14 protein-coding genes and 1 riboswitch are annotated in these 15912 nt (G+C 37.0%); of the genes, 4 read left to right on the plus strand and 10 right to left on the minus strand.

From position 1 onward, the window contains the following. Positions 1-501 precede the first annotated feature (501 nt). A complete protein-coding gene (locus IGJ99_RS10820; protein WP_143352731.1) occupies positions 502-684 on the plus strand; it encodes a hypothetical protein in 183 nt (60 codons plus the stop codon). Positions 685-1090: 406 nt separating this feature from the next. Here IGJ99_RS10820 and mgtA read toward each other — a convergent pair whose 3' ends face one another. Further along, positions 1091-3739 carry a magnesium-translocating P-type ATPase gene (gene mgtA, locus IGJ99_RS10825; protein ID WP_023520136.1) on the minus strand — a complete coding sequence of 883 codons (2649 nt, stop codon included), beginning with the start codon at positions 3737-3739 and terminating at the stop codon, positions 1091-1093. A 343-nt stretch (positions 3740-4082) separates the two neighbouring features. Then, a riboswitch (M-box (ykoK) riboswitch) is annotated at positions 4083-4255 on the minus strand. 143 nt (positions 4256-4398) lie between these two features. On the opposite strand from mgtA, the gene ndk reads away from it, so the two are divergent. After that, positions 4399-4833, plus strand: coding sequence for a nucleoside-diphosphate kinase (gene ndk / locus IGJ99_RS10830; protein ID WP_010734714.1), 435 nt, complete (start codon positions 4399-4401; stop codon positions 4831-4833). A gap of 180 nt (positions 4834-5013) precedes the next feature. On the opposite strand, the gene IGJ99_RS10835 is transcribed toward ndk, so the two are convergent. The 4 genes from IGJ99_RS10835 to IGJ99_RS10850 form a co-directional block, all read right to left on the minus strand. Next, entirely contained in the window at positions 5014-5880 is an 867-nt protein-coding gene (locus tag IGJ99_RS10835) for a helix-turn-helix domain-containing protein (RefSeq protein WP_010734713.1), read from the minus strand. Between the two features lie 484 nt (positions 5881-6364). Beyond that, on the minus strand, positions 6365-8443 hold the full coding sequence (locus tag IGJ99_RS10840; RefSeq protein WP_438770825.1) for an LTA synthase family protein: 2079 nt from the start codon (positions 8441-8443) through the stop codon (positions 6365-6367). Between the two features lie 312 nt (positions 8444-8755). Continuing rightward, the gene (locus tag IGJ99_RS10845) at positions 8756-9304 is read right to left on the minus strand and encodes a hypothetical protein (protein WP_080674330.1); all 549 of its coding nucleotides are present in this window, start codon (positions 9302-9304) and stop codon (positions 8756-8758) included. A gap of 192 nt (positions 9305-9496) precedes the next feature. After that, the gene (locus IGJ99_RS10850; RefSeq protein WP_010734710.1) at positions 9497-10891 is read right to left on the minus strand and encodes a glycoside hydrolase family 1 protein; all 1395 of its coding nucleotides are present in this window, start codon (positions 10889-10891) and stop codon (positions 9497-9499) included. A 299-nt stretch (positions 10892-11190) separates the two neighbouring features. Here IGJ99_RS10850 and IGJ99_RS10855 point away from each other — a divergent pair, with 299 nt between their 5' ends. Both IGJ99_RS10855 and IGJ99_RS10860 read left to right on the plus strand, forming a co-directional pair. Then, a complete protein-coding gene (locus IGJ99_RS10855; protein ID WP_153830176.1) occupies positions 11191-11607 on the plus strand; it encodes a hypothetical protein in 417 nt (138 codons plus the stop codon). 352 nt (positions 11608-11959) lie between these two features. Further along, a complete protein-coding gene (locus tag IGJ99_RS10860) occupies positions 11960-12142 on the plus strand; it encodes a hypothetical protein (protein ID WP_010734708.1) in 183 nt (60 codons plus the stop codon). Between the two features lie 181 nt (positions 12143-12323). Here the strand turns inward: IGJ99_RS10860 and IGJ99_RS10865 are convergent, their stop codons facing one another. From IGJ99_RS10865 to IGJ99_RS10885, 5 genes are all read right to left on the minus strand, one after another. Continuing rightward, positions 12324-13040, minus strand: a complete 717-nt coding sequence (locus IGJ99_RS10865; RefSeq protein ID WP_010734707.1) for a deoxynucleoside kinase — start codon at positions 13038-13040, stop codon at positions 12324-12326. Between the two features lie 16 nt (positions 13041-13056). After that, positions 13057-13497, minus strand: coding sequence for a nucleoside 2-deoxyribosyltransferase (locus IGJ99_RS10870; protein WP_010734706.1), 441 nt, complete (start codon positions 13495-13497; stop codon positions 13057-13059). Then, a complete protein-coding gene (locus IGJ99_RS10875; RefSeq protein WP_023520143.1) occupies positions 13497-14072 on the minus strand; it encodes a TIGR00730 family Rossman fold protein in 576 nt (191 codons plus the stop codon). The genes IGJ99_RS10870 and IGJ99_RS10875 overlap by 1 nt, the downstream gene beginning before the upstream one ends. A gap of 388 nt (positions 14073-14460) precedes the next feature. Next, positions 14461-14634 (minus strand): hypothetical protein, encoded by a 174-nt coding sequence (locus IGJ99_RS10880; RefSeq protein ID WP_153830175.1) that lies wholly within the window; start codon positions 14632-14634, stop codon positions 14461-14463. A gap of 270 nt (positions 14635-14904) precedes the next feature. Then, positions 14905-15912: a sugar kinase gene (locus IGJ99_RS10885; protein ID WP_409173554.1), complete on the minus strand. Its 1008-nt coding sequence runs from the start codon at positions 15910-15912 to the stop codon at positions 14905-14907.

Genomic DNA, 15912 nt, shown 5'->3' on the forward strand with positions numbered 1-15912 from the left:
TGAAATTTTCATGAATTATATTATAGTAAAGAACCAGTCATTTTTTTAAACGGCTATTTTTTCGAGTGCGTTTTGTTGTTTTTTTATTTCGAGTTTTGCATTATAATCTTATTTTTTTGTTTATACTCATCGAATGACCATGCGTAATCCCTTCAAAAATGAATACATTCTATTCCCAAACACCATTTTTCATAAATAAGCCATCATTCATAAAAATTTGTAAAATACAATTTTTCATGAATGATGGCTTATTTGTTTGAACACTTATGTTCCGACCTTAAAGGATCAATTTTAGACTCCACTATTTTCGACTCAAACCTCTGTAACAAAAATTTTATCTACCTGTCTCAACATTATTAGCTACCGATCTAAACAAACAGCTATTTTTATAAACGATAGCGCAACTATTCGTGACCGTAACCCCAACTACACTCACTTATCATTAGTTATTCGCTTAAATCTACTTAGAGTAACTACGACAATATATCATTCCCGCTTCTATTGAAGCCACGATTCCCAGCATACTCTTATGATCGTATTTCCCAAGAGTATTTCCCCGTCGGATTGCTTCAATTGATCCATTCTTCGCCCCCTTATCCCGTTGCGAGTCAAGAAGTGAGACAAATGATCCATTTGATTCAATGTTTGATCGAACTGCTATATCAATGGTTTATCGTTATCTAGTTTTTCTAAAAATCAAGCATTTTGAGTCTTACTTGAATCATAGATTTTCTTTATCCAACATAACAATAGCTGGCAACGGGTAATAATAGATTGCTTTTAAACAATCGCTCGAACACATTGTATAACGCTTGTTTCCGTTATATTTAAATATAATTTATTCTTTTTTGAAAAATTATTTAAATATAACTTACGCGAGTACTTGACTTTTTTAGTAGCGCAGAAAAAAGATAGATTAGGTATTTAAAATACCTAATCTATCAGCGTTTTACTATTGATGGAACGATGCAGCGATTCGCTAAAATTTTATAGAATAAGCGAACCATTTAAATGAAGTTTATTTTTTTATTGAAATCTTACCTGAAGGATGCTCAAATTCCCCGTACGAAAGTGCAGAAAAGATTTTCTTTTACAATAGTTCTCCAAATTTATTGATATAGATTTTTTTCATGAATGTAACTAATCCTAAATAAGCGATAACAGTCACGATCAACCAAATCCAATAGTTAGCTGGTAATGGTAACAATCCTAGTCCTTCACCAAAATTAGTAAAAGGAAGAACAGAACCTACCAGAATACCTAATGTTGTAATTGAAAACATAATAAAAGTGGCATTACTTTGCAAGAAAGGCACTTTAGGTGTCCGTAACGCATGTAACACTAAGGTTTGCGTCCATAAAGATTCAACAAACCAACCTGCATGGAACAATGCGATAAATAGAACTTGTTGTGAGCCAGTCAATGTATGGTAACTTCCACCAACCACTGCTGGACAAATCACAAAGTACATCAATAGATAGGTCGTGATGTCAAAAACGGAACTCGTTGGTCCGAAGTACACCATAAATTTGCCAATACTTGATGCTTCCCATTTTTTTGGTTCATGCAAATATTCTTTATCCATTCTATCCCATGGCAAAGAGATACAAGATACATCATAAATCAAATTTAAGAATAAAATTTGTAACGGTAGCATAGGTAAAAATGGAAGGAATGTACTAGCTACTAAGACAGAAAACATGTTGCCAAAGTTTGAACTAGCTGTCGCTTTGATGTATTTCATAATATTGCCGAAAGTCTCTCTACCTGACAATAATCCTTTTTCTAAAATCATCAAATCTTTTTCTAACAAGATAACATCCGCTGATTCTTTTGCAATATCTACTGCTGTATCTACTGAAATACCGATATCTGCGACTTTCATTGCTGGTGCGTCGTTGATACCATCGCCTAAAAAACCTACTGTGTGACCATTGTTACGTAAGGCAGTGGTTAATCGTGCTTTTTGTTGCGGATTCAATTTGACAAAGACATCATGTGCCTCAGCAACTTTTCCTAATTCCTTATCAGACATCTCAGCGATTTTCTCGCCAGTGATCAATTCATTGATTTGTAAGCCTACTTGTCGACAAACAGAACGTGTGACCAACTCGTTGTCACCAGTCAATACTTTTACAGCAACACCATGATCTTTCAAAGCTTTCAATGCTTGTTTGGTTGTTTCTTTTGGTGGATCAAGGAAAGCAAGATAGCCAATCAAGACCATTTCTGACTCATCTTTCACTGAAAATTCTCCAACGACACTTGGATTCGTTTTTTGCGCGACACCGATCACACGCAACCCATCTTCATTCAAGTCCTTCACTTTCGCCAAAACTGTTTCTCTTTGTTCAGCAGTCAATGGTTTGACTTCACCACCAAGGTCGATGTATGAAGAGATACTTAACATTTCTTCGATTGCACCCTTTGTGATCATTTGCGTTTTTCCAGCTGGGTCAGCCACCACGACACTCATTCTTCTACGTTCAAAATCAAAGGGGATTTCATCTACTTTTTGATAACGAATCTTCTCTGTATCTAACGTCTCAACTGCTTCATCGATAATGGCAACATCTAAAAGATTCTTTAATCCAGTTTGGTAGTAACTATTCAAGTAGGCGTGGCGCAGTACTCGGTCATTTTCATTTCCTTCACAATCCATGTGGTATTCTAAAATAATTTTATCTTGAGTCAATGTACCTGTTTTATCTGTACAAAGGACATCGATCGCACCAAAATTTTGAATGGCATTTAGATTTTTGATGACTGTTCCTTTTTTTGCCATAGCACTGGCACCTTTGACCAGATTTGTCGTAACGATCATCGGTAGCATTTCTGGTGTTAACCCAACAGCGACTGATAAACCAAACAAGAATGCTTCTAACCAGTCTCCTTTTGTAAATCCATTGATCACGATCACAGTTGGTGCCATCAATGCCATGAATTTGATCAACAACATGGATGTTTTTTGGATGCCTAATTCAAAGCTTGTTTTTATCGGTTTTTGTGATAAGTTTTGTGCCACATGTCCAAACATCGTGTCGTTCCCAACAGAGATGATGATACCTTCTGCACTACCACTGATCACATTGCTTCCCATGAATGCAATATTTTCATAACTCGTTTCGCTTTGTGTTCTTCCAGAGCACACAGTCGCATGTTTCTCAACGGGATAGCTTTCACCCGTTAATGCCGCTTGTGAGATAAATAAATCTTTAGCAGAAAGCAACCGCATGTCTGCTGGGATCATATCTCCCGCTGACAAACGAACTTGATCGCCACAAACAATTTCCTCCATAGGAATTTCTTTGTATTCACCATCTCGTTTTACGGCAGCTGTTACTTTCACCAATGATTTCAACTTTTCAGCAGCTTGGTTCGAACGTACGGATTGGATCAAGGTCATCGTGCCACTGACTAACACCATGGCAAAAATTATGATTACACCAAACAAATCTTTATCTGCTGGAGCAGCTAATAGATACTCGGTGATAAAAGAAATAATTCCTAAAGCAATCAATACTAATGTGAAAGGGGTGATAAACGCCTTGATCACTTCTACAATAAACGGCGTTTTCTTTCCATATGAAATACTATTATTTCCATAAGTTTCTCTTAAATTTTCTACTTGTTCTGAAGACAAGCCTTTTTGTGTTGTTTGAAATAAGTCAAATAACTGTTGCTTATTTTTACTAGCAAAACCAGCGTAGACTTTTTTTGTTTCTTTCTTTTTTTCCATCTCGTGTTCCTCCTTTGATCTTATCAAGCACACACTGATATCTGTTGTGCGCTTGATCGTTTATCTAATCAACGGAGACAGAGTGTTCTAAAGGCGCTGAGAACAGATAGATAATAGTCTCAACATACCAACGCTTTGTCTCCTTGTACACCGGACTTTCATCCATTTGTTCTCATCTCCTTTCGTTTACTTAAATTACTTTCTTGGCCGACTACTGGATACTTCAACTTCCCAACTTGATCACCCTCTAACACCTTTTTATTTGAAAAAACAGATTGGTGAGAAACAAAAAACCTTTCGCCAAAACTCAGCGAAAGGTCAAAAAAGTGCACAAAAAAAAGCATGGATGATCTACTCGTTGAGTTTTGGCACTATACAACGTAAAAAGCAAAAGCGCTTTTAGCTACCTTATGAAAAGCCTTATCTCGACAATTCCTGTTCTACCCATTGGCGTCTCTCGACATTTTTGGGCAGTAGCCTATGTTTGTATAGGAGCCTCACCTAACAAATCTTATTCAGTTTTCCCTCACCTAATGTAACAACTATTGGCTGGAATGTCAAACACATTTTCAAAAAAATTGAAACTCTAAGGGATTCGTTTGTCATGTTTTCTTTCTCTAGGTATAATGAACCTATCACAACAGATCGGAGTGAAGGATATGGAACGTACACTTGTTATTATCAAACCTGATGGGGTAAGACGTCATTTGATTGGCCGAATCATCCAGCGTTTTGAAGAAAAAGGATTCGCAATCGCTGAAATGAAATTCGCGACGATGACTGAAAAACTAGCAAAAGAACACTATCAACATCTATCTAATCGAAGCTTTTTCGATGACTTGATCGACTATATGACTTCTGGTCCAGTCGTCTATCTGGTATTAACAGGTGAAGATGTGATCGATCTCGTACGCAAAATGGTCGGTGCAACAAAAGCAGCGGATGCCGTTCCTGGGACAATCAGAGGCGATTTTGCCTTACCTGGTACAGAAAATATCATTCACGCTTCAGATTCACGAGATGCAGCCAATACTGAGATCACACGTTTCTTTCCGCCATTCGATACAAAGAAAGTAGAAGATGCGAAAAAATAAATTTTTTGCTCACTGACTTTTTGAGTGCATAAATTTTTGATCATCTTATTGATATGCCAGTCCTTCTGTTAGAGGTCATGCTCCACACGTTTAGTGAGAGGATTGACTCAATACTAGAGGGACTGGTTTCCCTTTTGCATTAAGTCAAATGCCCACTAAATAGCCGCTTTCAGCAAATCTCTAGCGTTGTGCTTGGATAGACAATAGTTTTTCTTCTAATTCATCTCGCTCTTCTTTGCCTAAGGTATACTCGATCACTGCAAATAATGACTCAAACTCCTCTTTTTTGATGGGTTCCCCTAATGCGGTGGCGATCAATCGACGATAATAATCGGACATCAAACTCTCGTAAATGACTGCTGTCTTTGATTTCAAACCTAAACAACGATACATATCTTCATTGATGCTTCGTGCTTTTTTATATCTTTTTTTGTCGATATAATAGATAGTCAAATTCTTTAAAAAAAGAAACAAACACTGATCATAACCTGACTTCATTGCTTTACGCATTCGTTTTTTAATTTTCAAATAATTGTTTTCGATAAAGGAATCGCTAAAAATAAAGGGGAACTCTGCTAATAAGTCTAGTTCATATCGACCAAATTCTTTCAGTTTCATAAAGTAATCTTCGATCATTCGTATCTCATATCCCAAAAATTCCAATTGGATATCTGGCTTCACACTTGATTTCCAATACATATGTATATTCAGTACGAGATAGTAAAGATCAGCCGTTCGCTTAAATTGCTTGCGATTGTCGGCAATTTCTTTGTAGGGATCAAAATCATCCTCCTGAACTTTATTCAAAAGATTACGTGTTTTTCTCGTTTTCCGTGGTTCTTCCACTTGATTTCGTAACGATTCGTATTCAGTAAGTGTGATATTCAACCGATCAAGAAATGCCATCAGTGTTAAAAAAGAAATTTTTTTGATCGTACGATTCTCGATCCCCACAAGTGAAGTTTTTGAACAGATCCCTTCTGCCAATTGTGACTGTGTCAACTTGCGACTTACCCGTAATTTTTTGATCAATTCTCCATCGTGCATAATATGCCTCCTTTAGTGTGTGCATTTTCCAATAAGATCCTCTTCGTCAGAACAACAACCGAAAAAGAGAAATAACTATCGAAATATTTATTGCATTCACTAATTAAGTACGCATAAATAAAAAAAATATTTGAAGAACAATAAAAAAACTTCTAAAAAGTGAAATGACAACTTTTTAGAAGTTTAGTAAGGTTGTGAAAGAAGCGCTTTGACCTGAACAGTAAGATGAAAAGACAGAAAATAGTTCCTCATATTTTTTGATTTTTCAGCTTAGTGTTGAAGGTCAGCTACTTGAACACCGTTGATCCAGGTTGTGAGAAAGCCGTTCAGCTCCGAATATTAAGACGAAACTTGAGGAAATAGCTTTCTATATTTTTTCAAGTTTTGACTTAATATTGAAGGAGCTGGTTTTCGAACACCGTTTATCATAGGTTGTGAAAGAAGCCTTCAGATAGCTTGCTCCTTCACCGACATCTAGCCATGTCTATGGTTTGTCCGCCGATCCATCCTCTGCAGGGTATAGATTGGTTGTTGTTTGATCATGATTTTTAGAATAGACACTTGTTGAGGCTGCACCTTTTTCTTTTTCAATTTGTTGGTTCCGTTGCACTTGATTCTTATAGTCATACTTTGCAGGATCGATCGTCGTAAATCCATTTGGCACATAGAATCGCAAAAGATTTTCTTGATTGAGTTTATCAGAAAGACTCAAAGCTGTTTTTACCTGATTTTGTTCTTGTGCGACTTTTTGTTCCGCTGCTTGGTTTTCTTCAAGTAATGCCCCTGTTTTCGTATCATAGATTTTTCCACCTAATACGGTGTAATCCGGCGCGACAAAATTCCCATTTCTGAATGCCACGACTTGATCATGTTGAGGTGAAAGTAAATCTGTACCAAAATGGATATAATTTTTGTCCTCGATTCCTAATAAATGGAGTAAAGTTGGTAATACATCGATTTCACCACCATACTCATGTTTGACTGTTCCTTTTGTATAACCTGGAATATGGAACATCAGCGGTACTCTTTGCATCTGCGCATTATCAAAATCGCCCCATGTTTCTGGATCTTTTCCTAGTGCTGAAGCAAGGTCTTTATTGTCCGTATTTGAGATACCAAAATGATCCCCGTAAATCACGAACATCGAATGGTCATAAATCCCAGAAGCTTTCAAATAAGTAAAGAACTGTTTGAGCGACTGATCTAAATAATGGGCCGTTCGCACATAATTATCAACGGTACTATTTCCTGTATTTAACGAATGAAAATCAAAGTTTTTGTCATCTGTATAATAAGGGGTGTGATTCGTGACAGAAAGAAACTTCGCATAAAATGGTTGTTGCAAATGTTCGAGATAGTTTGCGGATTCTCGAAATAGATTTTTATCTAAAATACCATAGCCAAGCATCTCATCTGAATCATCGAAATATGAGCGATCAAAGAAATTATCATACCCTAGATTTTTGTATACATGATCACGATTCCAGAAACTACCGACATTCCCATGAAAAACCGCACTGGTATAGCCTTGTGTCTGATCCAAGATGGCTGGAGCAGCTTGGAACACATTATCTGAACCTAATTCTGTAAACAACGAACCTTGGGGTAACCCAAACGTCCCGGTTTCCAACATGTTCTCAGCATCACTGGTTTTCCCTTGTCCAACTTCATGGAAAAAGTTATCAAAACTGATTGTTCCCTGATCGGTAAAGAGACTATTTAAAAAAGGAGTGACTTCTTGTCCATCTACTTTCATATTGATCAAAAATTGTTGAAAACTTTCCAAATGCAATACGATCACATTTCTTCCTTTTGCAAGTCCAAACATCTCTGGATCAGGAACAGCGTAATGAGATTTGGTGTAATCGAGGACTTCATCTAAGCCATTGCTGCTTGCATGCGCTCTGACACTGCTAGTGATCCCTGTTTTTATCCCATCATAAATCGTATAGGCATCAAGTCCAAGATATTTGACAATATAAGAACGATCGAATGTCCGTTGCAATAATTGAGGGCGATTCGCTTCACTCATTGCCAGATTGCCAGAAAAGATCAACGCAGACAAACAAGTCACCGCAACCGCCACTGGCTTACGCACAGGGGGTGCTTTCAATGGTACTTTTTTTATAAATACGCGAATCAGCAGAAAAGCAAAGACGGCGATATCGATCCAATAAAGGATATCATGAGGCTTCATCAAAGAAAAAGAGCTACCAGACAATCCCTGGGAAACCTTGGAGAAACCTAGTGCTGATTTAACGGTAATGAAATCTGTGAACTCACGATAGAAAATAATATTCAAATATAGCAATAACGTGTTTAAAAAATCGATGATAAATAAAACGATCAAACTTGTTCTGACTTTCTTAAAATACAAAGAAATCCCAAAAAACAATAGCGTTGTCGCTATTGGATTGATCCATAAAATAAACGTTTGGATGCTTCCTTCTACGCCTAAAGAAAAATCAGTATAGTAGGCAAAAATCGTTTTCATCCAAAAGAAAAAGCCAGCAATCAAAACGATGAGTACTTGATGTTGGCCAATTTTTTTTAGTTGTGTCAAAGTCACCACTTCTCTCTAAATTATTGTTCCTGTCTATTTTGCTCCTAAACATTTAGTTTTTGCTAAAAAAATCTGTTTTTTTACTCTTTTTTATAAATTAATAACTGGTGTTCTATCGTTGCTTTTCTGCTTTCCGGAAAGTAACTGCTTCGAAAATAAGGCGGAATCTAGGCAAATTGTCTTAATTTGCCTAGATTCCGCCTTATTGATCAGAGCTGAACATTTCTTGCCCCAACTCTTCAACTAGCTGATCTCAATATTTTTATGTTAGAAAATTTGAACTTTTTTCACTTGTTTATGCGCTTGTTGCTGTTACGGTCCAGTTACTACACTAGAATTAGTCGTATTGGACGTCTCTTCGGATGAAGAGGTGGTGGTTTCAGTTATTTCTTGGATTTCTTCTGTCGTCTTCCGCCATTCAGTCAAGCGTTGATTGACCATCTCTGGGTCTACTTTTTCAGAATAACTAGAAGATACCTTTCCATTTTTTAACCGTGCGACTTTCTGTTTATCTTCGGTCAAAAGCAGCACGCTCAAGTGCTTGTCCCCGTGTTGGACTTGCCTGATTGAAATGGCACTTAATACATCATTGACATTGATGAATTGATTTTTTTCCTTGTCTTTTGGCAGATAAATCTCTAATTCTCCCTTTTCATAGTTCGCTACAACTTCGTAGTCCGCCCACCAATAGGTTGAAAATTCTTTTTTGAATTCATCTACTGAAGCTTTATTTGCAATGGTTGTTTCTGGTTCTTTGTGCGCAAGATCAGCGGTCATTTTACCAGAAAATACTGCGGATAACATAAGTATTATAAAAAAGCCAATTAACCAAAAGAGAAGAAAAGGCCTTTTTTTTCGCATACCTTCTTCCACTCCCATTCAAATTTACCTAATCTATTATATACAAAAAATGAAACTTTAAGCGAAGAAATTAAAGAAAAAAATAAAAAATAACGCATATCGATGATGTAGGAAAGTGAAAATCCCGAGATCATTGTGAATCTCGGGATCATTTTTTAAATTAAAAAATTTCAAAAAAGAACAAATTTCTAATCAAACAGAAAAACTATTTGTATCAGCTACTTCTTTGAACCAGTAGCCAGATTTTTTGATCGTCCGTTTGCCATCAGCTAGATCGACTGAAATAAAGCCATAGCGATTTTTATACGCATTCGTCCATGACCAGTTATCCATACACGTCCACATGTGATAGCCTAAGCAGTTCGCACCTTCTTCGATTGCTTGATGCACATATTTTAAGTGTTCTTGGACAAATTCGATGCGATAATCATCATGGATCATTCCGTCAGCTTCAATAAAGCGGGCTTCATTTTCAACACCCATACCGTTTTCTGAGATAAAACAGTCGATGTTGCCGTAGTTGTCTCGAACATTGATCAAGATATCGTAAATACCTTTTTCATAAATCTCCCACCCACGATAAGGATTCATTTTACGTCCTGGCATTTCATAGTTATCAAAGTAATCTTCGGGCATTGGGCCATTTGTTGTATCGATTGCTGTTTCTTTAGCTTTGACACGGCGTGGCTGATAATAATTGATTCCTAAAAGATCCACCGTATTATTTTTGATAATTGCTAGATCTTCTTCCTGCATGTCCGGAAGAATCTCTAGCTCAGTTACGATCTCGATCAATTCTTGTGGAAATTCTCCTTTAACAGCGGGATCTAAAAATGAGCGATTGAAAAAGGCATCGGCGATTTGCGCAGCTTTCACATCGGCAGGATCGTTCTCATTTCTTGGATAACTAGGTGTTAAATTTAAGATGATCCCGATTTTACCGTCTTGTTTTGTTTCATGATAGGCTTTGATAGCTAACGCAGAAGATAATGCCTCGTGATAGCCAACTTGAACTGCTTTTTTCATATCCGACTCTTCAGGATAATGCCAACGATATAAATAACCAGCTTCGACAGGAACGATTGGTTCATTATGCGTGAACCATTTTTTTACCTTCGTTCCAAATAATTCAAAACAAGTTTTGGCATACGTTTCATAAGCTTCGACAGTTTCACGGGCGAACCAACCACCTTTTTCTTGAAGGTACATCGGCATATCGAAATGATACAAGTTAACAAATGGCTCAATACCATGTGCAATCAGTTCATCAAAATAACTATTATAAAATGCGACTGCTTGGGGATTGACTGCACCTGTATCATCTGGAATCAAGCGACTCCATTGAATAGATGTCCGAAATGAATTATGTCCGGTTTGTTTCATCAACTGAACGTCTTCTTTATATTTTGTATAGACTTGCGACGCTTTTTCCGGACCGACTTGATCAAAGAATTTTTCTGGCTCTTTGGAAAACCAATAATCGAAAATATTGTCTCCTTTATGATCGCCAGGTACCCGACCTTCTGTTTGTGGTCCACTTGCTGCAGAACCCCACCAAAATTTTTCTGGAAATTGATATGTTGTCATTTTTGCACCTCGTTGATTCTTTTCATTTATGTTTTTTTATGTCGCACATCTCAATACAGCAAACGTTTTCTCCGCTTACAACCATTATTATAAACCGTTTCCTCCAAAAAGACTAGACCAATTAGGATAAATAATAAAATCGAACCAATAAGACTAAAAATGTTTACTTCCCAGCAAACTTCTCCTGGAACCACTCTAAAACATCAATCGCTTCAAAAACTTACTTTTTGTAGCCATTTATTTCATGTTGCTGGATTCAATGGTATAATCACTTTATCCAATCTACTGGGGGCATTATTTTGAAAAAAACATTGATTTACTTTACGTTGATTTTTGCCTTATTCGCTTTTTCTGGCTGTAATCAATCAAATCACTCAACGGAAGAAACAACGAATACGACCACTTTTCAGGCGGATAAATCTGATATAACAAATAGCACCTATACACTGAAGGTCCGAAAAAACATGGACCTTGCCAATGCAGAGATCAAATTTAAAGACGACACGATGGAATGGACACGAACATATGCTGAGTCTGAAACTGATACAGCAAGCACGTCTCCAGATAAAATCGTGTTAACCGATGTCAAGATCACAACTGAAAATGAGGAGTATACGATCGTTGGTAAAAAAGACGGTTCGACTCAGACTTTTCATTTTAGAAAAATCGGTAATTTTCGTATAGAAGATGATGAAGGTAATATCTATACGTTATAGTTTGAGTGCATAACATAAAAGTAGCAGTCGAGACAGAAATGTTTCATCTCGAAAAATAAGGCGTCATCCACGAAAATTGTTTTCCTAATTTTTGTGGATGGTGCCTTATTTTTCGAAGCGGTTACTGCTATTTCGACGTTTATTCAGTTTTAAAATATGCTTTCCCACTCATGTTTCTTTTCATTAGATCGTGCATCTTTTAGCCGTTTTTCACTATGAAAGCTCACAATGATGAGTCAATTTTCTGATACATGCTCATCACTAAAAATTCTAAGTTTTCTTAATTAATTTTGTTTCTATCCTGTGTTTCTGCTATAGTAAAGAAGCACTTGATATACTAAGGAGAAAGAATATGCAGACAGCAAATACTCAAGATTACTGTACCTGTACGACGAATCAAAATGTACACACAGAGATCAACGACCAAGGAAGAGCCAATTTTTGTGACCATTGCCATAAAATGATCGAGGGTTCGAATCAACCTTTTGAGTTTTTTACAAGCCGAGAAGAGTCGAACAAAGAAACAAATAGTTAAAAATACAAAAAAAGAGCGCGGAACAGAAATGTTTAGTCTCTAAAAATAAGGCAACAACTACAAAAATCATTCTTCCACTTTTTGTAGTTGTTGCCTTATTTTTTTTAGAGAGAACTTCTATCTCCATCGTTTATTCAGTTACAGGTTGAAAACAATCAGTGAATTTTGCTTTTGTCTCGCCTTACATAGCACCAGACGAATCTAATTGCTGCCCTTTAGCATGTTGATTGTCAGTATAATAACTTCCAGACTGCTGTTCTTCTAATTCAGCCAATTTTGCTTGAATCTGCTCAATCACGACTTGTGCATCTTCAGGTCTTTCAACAAAATCAAAGGCATCACCATCTATTTGGATTTTTGGACAAACATCAAAGTCTTCGTACCATTGATCATATCGTTCATTTAACGAGCGGTAATACTGATAGAGCGTTTCATCACTATCCAATTGTTCATAGTCTCGTCCACGTTTTTTGATTCGTGCCAACATCGTATCAAGAGAGACTTTGATATGCACGAGTAGATCGGGTCTTTTTTTAGGTGCAACATCATCTAATTCATGAAGCATCGTATCTAAGAGGTTATCGTATTGTTGGACTTCAATATCTGACACACGACCTAAATCAGCATTTAGATGAAACAATAAACTGTCTTCATAAATTGAACGGTCCAATACGTTATCATCATGGTTCAGTGCATTTTTCATAGCTAAAAATCGTTTATTCAAAAAAAAGATTTGTAATAAAAACGCATATTGCTCTGGATTAGAGTAAAACAAAGGTAGTACCTCGTTGTCCTCTACATTTTCATAAAATGGTGTTGAATCAATCTTTTTGGCAAGCATATCGGTCAAACTACTCTTTCCTGCGCCAATTGTTCCTGAAATCAATATCACTGACATCTAATCCCTTCTCATTCTATAAATATTCGCCTTTATAAGCACTTTTGGGTAACATCTTAAAATCATATGCTTGGATCGCTTCGAACGTTTTTACATATGAATGTAAACTTTGGGTGATCATCAAATTAGTAGGTACCGTTTCTTCTTGAAAAATGATGATCGGTTTGTCCATCATCGTGGCGACGCCTAATTCATAGGCAGTGCCAGGATCGATCGTCTGATGTTCAAAGTCTAGGATTGCTACAACTTGTTCTGCCGAGGCAAGTTCTTTCATGTCTCTCTCGTAGACTTCTTGCGCCCATCCGCTACTAAACATCTCATAATTACTGTGTTGATGGTGTCTTGGTGAGTAGAAACTATCCACCGTTGGATTGGCAGTCAATGCCGTTTCAACCTGAGCAATCCGCTCGATTTGTTCATCTGAAAAGAAAGGTCCTGCTAAATAAATATAACTCATTATTTAATCTCCTGCATCATTGATTTCGTTTGTTTTTCTGTTGCACATAATTGATCGATCAGCTCAAAAGGATCATTTGAAAAATAAAGATGATTGAGCCATTTCTCAGCCATAAATCCTTCTCTTGCAAAATTCCTAATCAATTCTTTCAATCCTGAATAATACCCATGAACATCAAGGATACCAATTGGTTTTTCTGGTACCAAGCCGATCGCCATCCAGGAGAGTAGCTGCGAAAATTCTTCAAGTGTACCTAGTCCTCCAGGAAAAACCAGCACTGCTTCCCCTTTTTCGAATAATAGTTCCTTACGTTTATCGATCGTTTCTGTTGGTATAAACGTCGTCACATCTGTTTTTGGTAATTCTTCAGAAAACAGCCCGACTGGATAAATACCTGTTACTTGTCCGCCATTTTGTAAGATCGTGCGACTAAAAACACCCATGATACCCGAATCTGAGCCACCATAAACCAATTCAATTTGTTTTTCTGCCATATATTTTCCAATCGTTTCAGCTAACAGAATATACTTCTGATCTTGTCCAAAACGTGAACCACAAAAAATAGTCAACTTCAAAAAAAACACATCCTTACTAATCGATCTACCTTTATTCTACTCTTGTTTTTTTAAAATAAAAGACTAGATTTAGTTGTATTTTAGTGTTATGCAAAATAAAAAACACTATATATAGTGTTTTGTCTTAGGATAGCATTTCAATAGATTATGTTTTAATACTGTTTTTTAAATAACTATAAACTAAAAAAACGTATGGTCTTACTTTGTGATATTCTCTTTCTTTCGACTTTCTTGCGAATAACATTTGACTTCTGTTGAAGAAAGAAATCTATTTTATTTCTTTTGTTATTTTTATTTGTATCGATCAACAAATTCTCAATGGCTGATCCGTTAGAAGATAGAAAACAGTCAAAACATGGCTGAGGTCAGTACGCATGACTTGCCTTGATCATTGATAAGGGTTCGGAAAAAGCGATAAACGATGTTGTGGATCATTACTTATTCTTTCGATCTTACTTCTGATCAATCGTCCTTGGGTATACGTGTTGGACAAAAAAAGAAGAGGGAACGATTGTCCCTCCTCTTTTGGCACAGTAAATAAAAGCCCATACATTTTATTCATTTAATCGACAAAAAACCTAGCAATCTCTTTTAAGATTCGATACAATGAACTCGGTCGATGGTTTCCATTGACTATGGCAAACTTGATTGGTCAATGCGTTGACTACTCAAGCCCTCAATTTTTAGCTGCCACTAAAAATTGGGGGGCCTTTTTTATTTGACTGTTTCTATCTGCCATTTATGATACTGATTCCCAGATGGAGAGTCAAGCGAATCTGAAAAGCTACGAAAAACTGTACCATTTTTCGCCCATTTTTTTGTATAACTTATTTTATCGATTTAAATCAATCGTTGGATGCGTCAATAATTGGTCCACTTGCTTTCTGGTCGTCAGTGGCACATCCCCTTGGATCGTGTGGGCTAAGCGTGAATTACCTAAAGCAAATTGGACGGTTCGATCCAATGACCATTCCTCACTATAGCCTAATAAAATCCCCGCAGCAAAGGCATCACCTGCTCCGATACGATCTAAACTATCCAGTGGATAAGCTTCTGTTTCGATCCATTCTGTCGAAGTCATCAGATAGCCACTTAGTTGTTTCTTTTCACTGGTTGATTGCCGTATCGTACCAGCAAACCAGTCAATTTGGTAATCACTTAAAAATTCTTGGAACGAACGAATCTTGGCAGAACGACTGGAAAGGTCGATCGGCCTCTCTAATAATTCAGACAAATCACGAACAGAACCAAAGATGACCGTGCAATAGGGCAGTATTTCTTGATAACGTTCCTTCATCACTCTTTTTTTATCTGGCTCTTGGTTTAGACTCGGACGAAAATTAAAATCAAAACAAACTTTTTTTCCTTTCCTATGCGCTGTTTTTGCTACAGCAAGCGCCACTTCCGCTGAATGCTCATTCAAACTCAAACTGATGCCACAGATGTGGACTAAATCAACTGTTTCGATAAAGTCCTCGATGGCATAATCAGCCACTGTAGCTAAGCCAAAAGAACTGTTTTTACGATTTTGATAGGTGATTTCTGTTGGTCTGATCCCATAGCCCATCTCAGCAAAATAAGTACCGATATGTTGTTCTTTTTGAATGACATAGGAGGTATTGATGCCTAAACTCTTCAAATTAGCTAACGCTGCATCTCCCAAACGATTGGCTGGTAGTGCCGTCAACAAGTAACTTTCCAATCCAAAATGTGCTAGATTACCAACTAGATTCACACCTGTTCCAGTATAAGCCATACGCAAAGTGTGTGTTTGTTCCAACATCAGATATTCAGGAGGTGTCAGCCTCAACATCACTTCACCAAATGCACCGATTTTCAT

This window comes from Enterococcus sp. AZ095b, from assembly GCF_051714725.1.
Taxonomy (GTDB): Bacteria; Bacillota; Bacilli; order Lactobacillales; family Enterococcaceae; genus Enterococcus_B; species Enterococcus_B pernyi.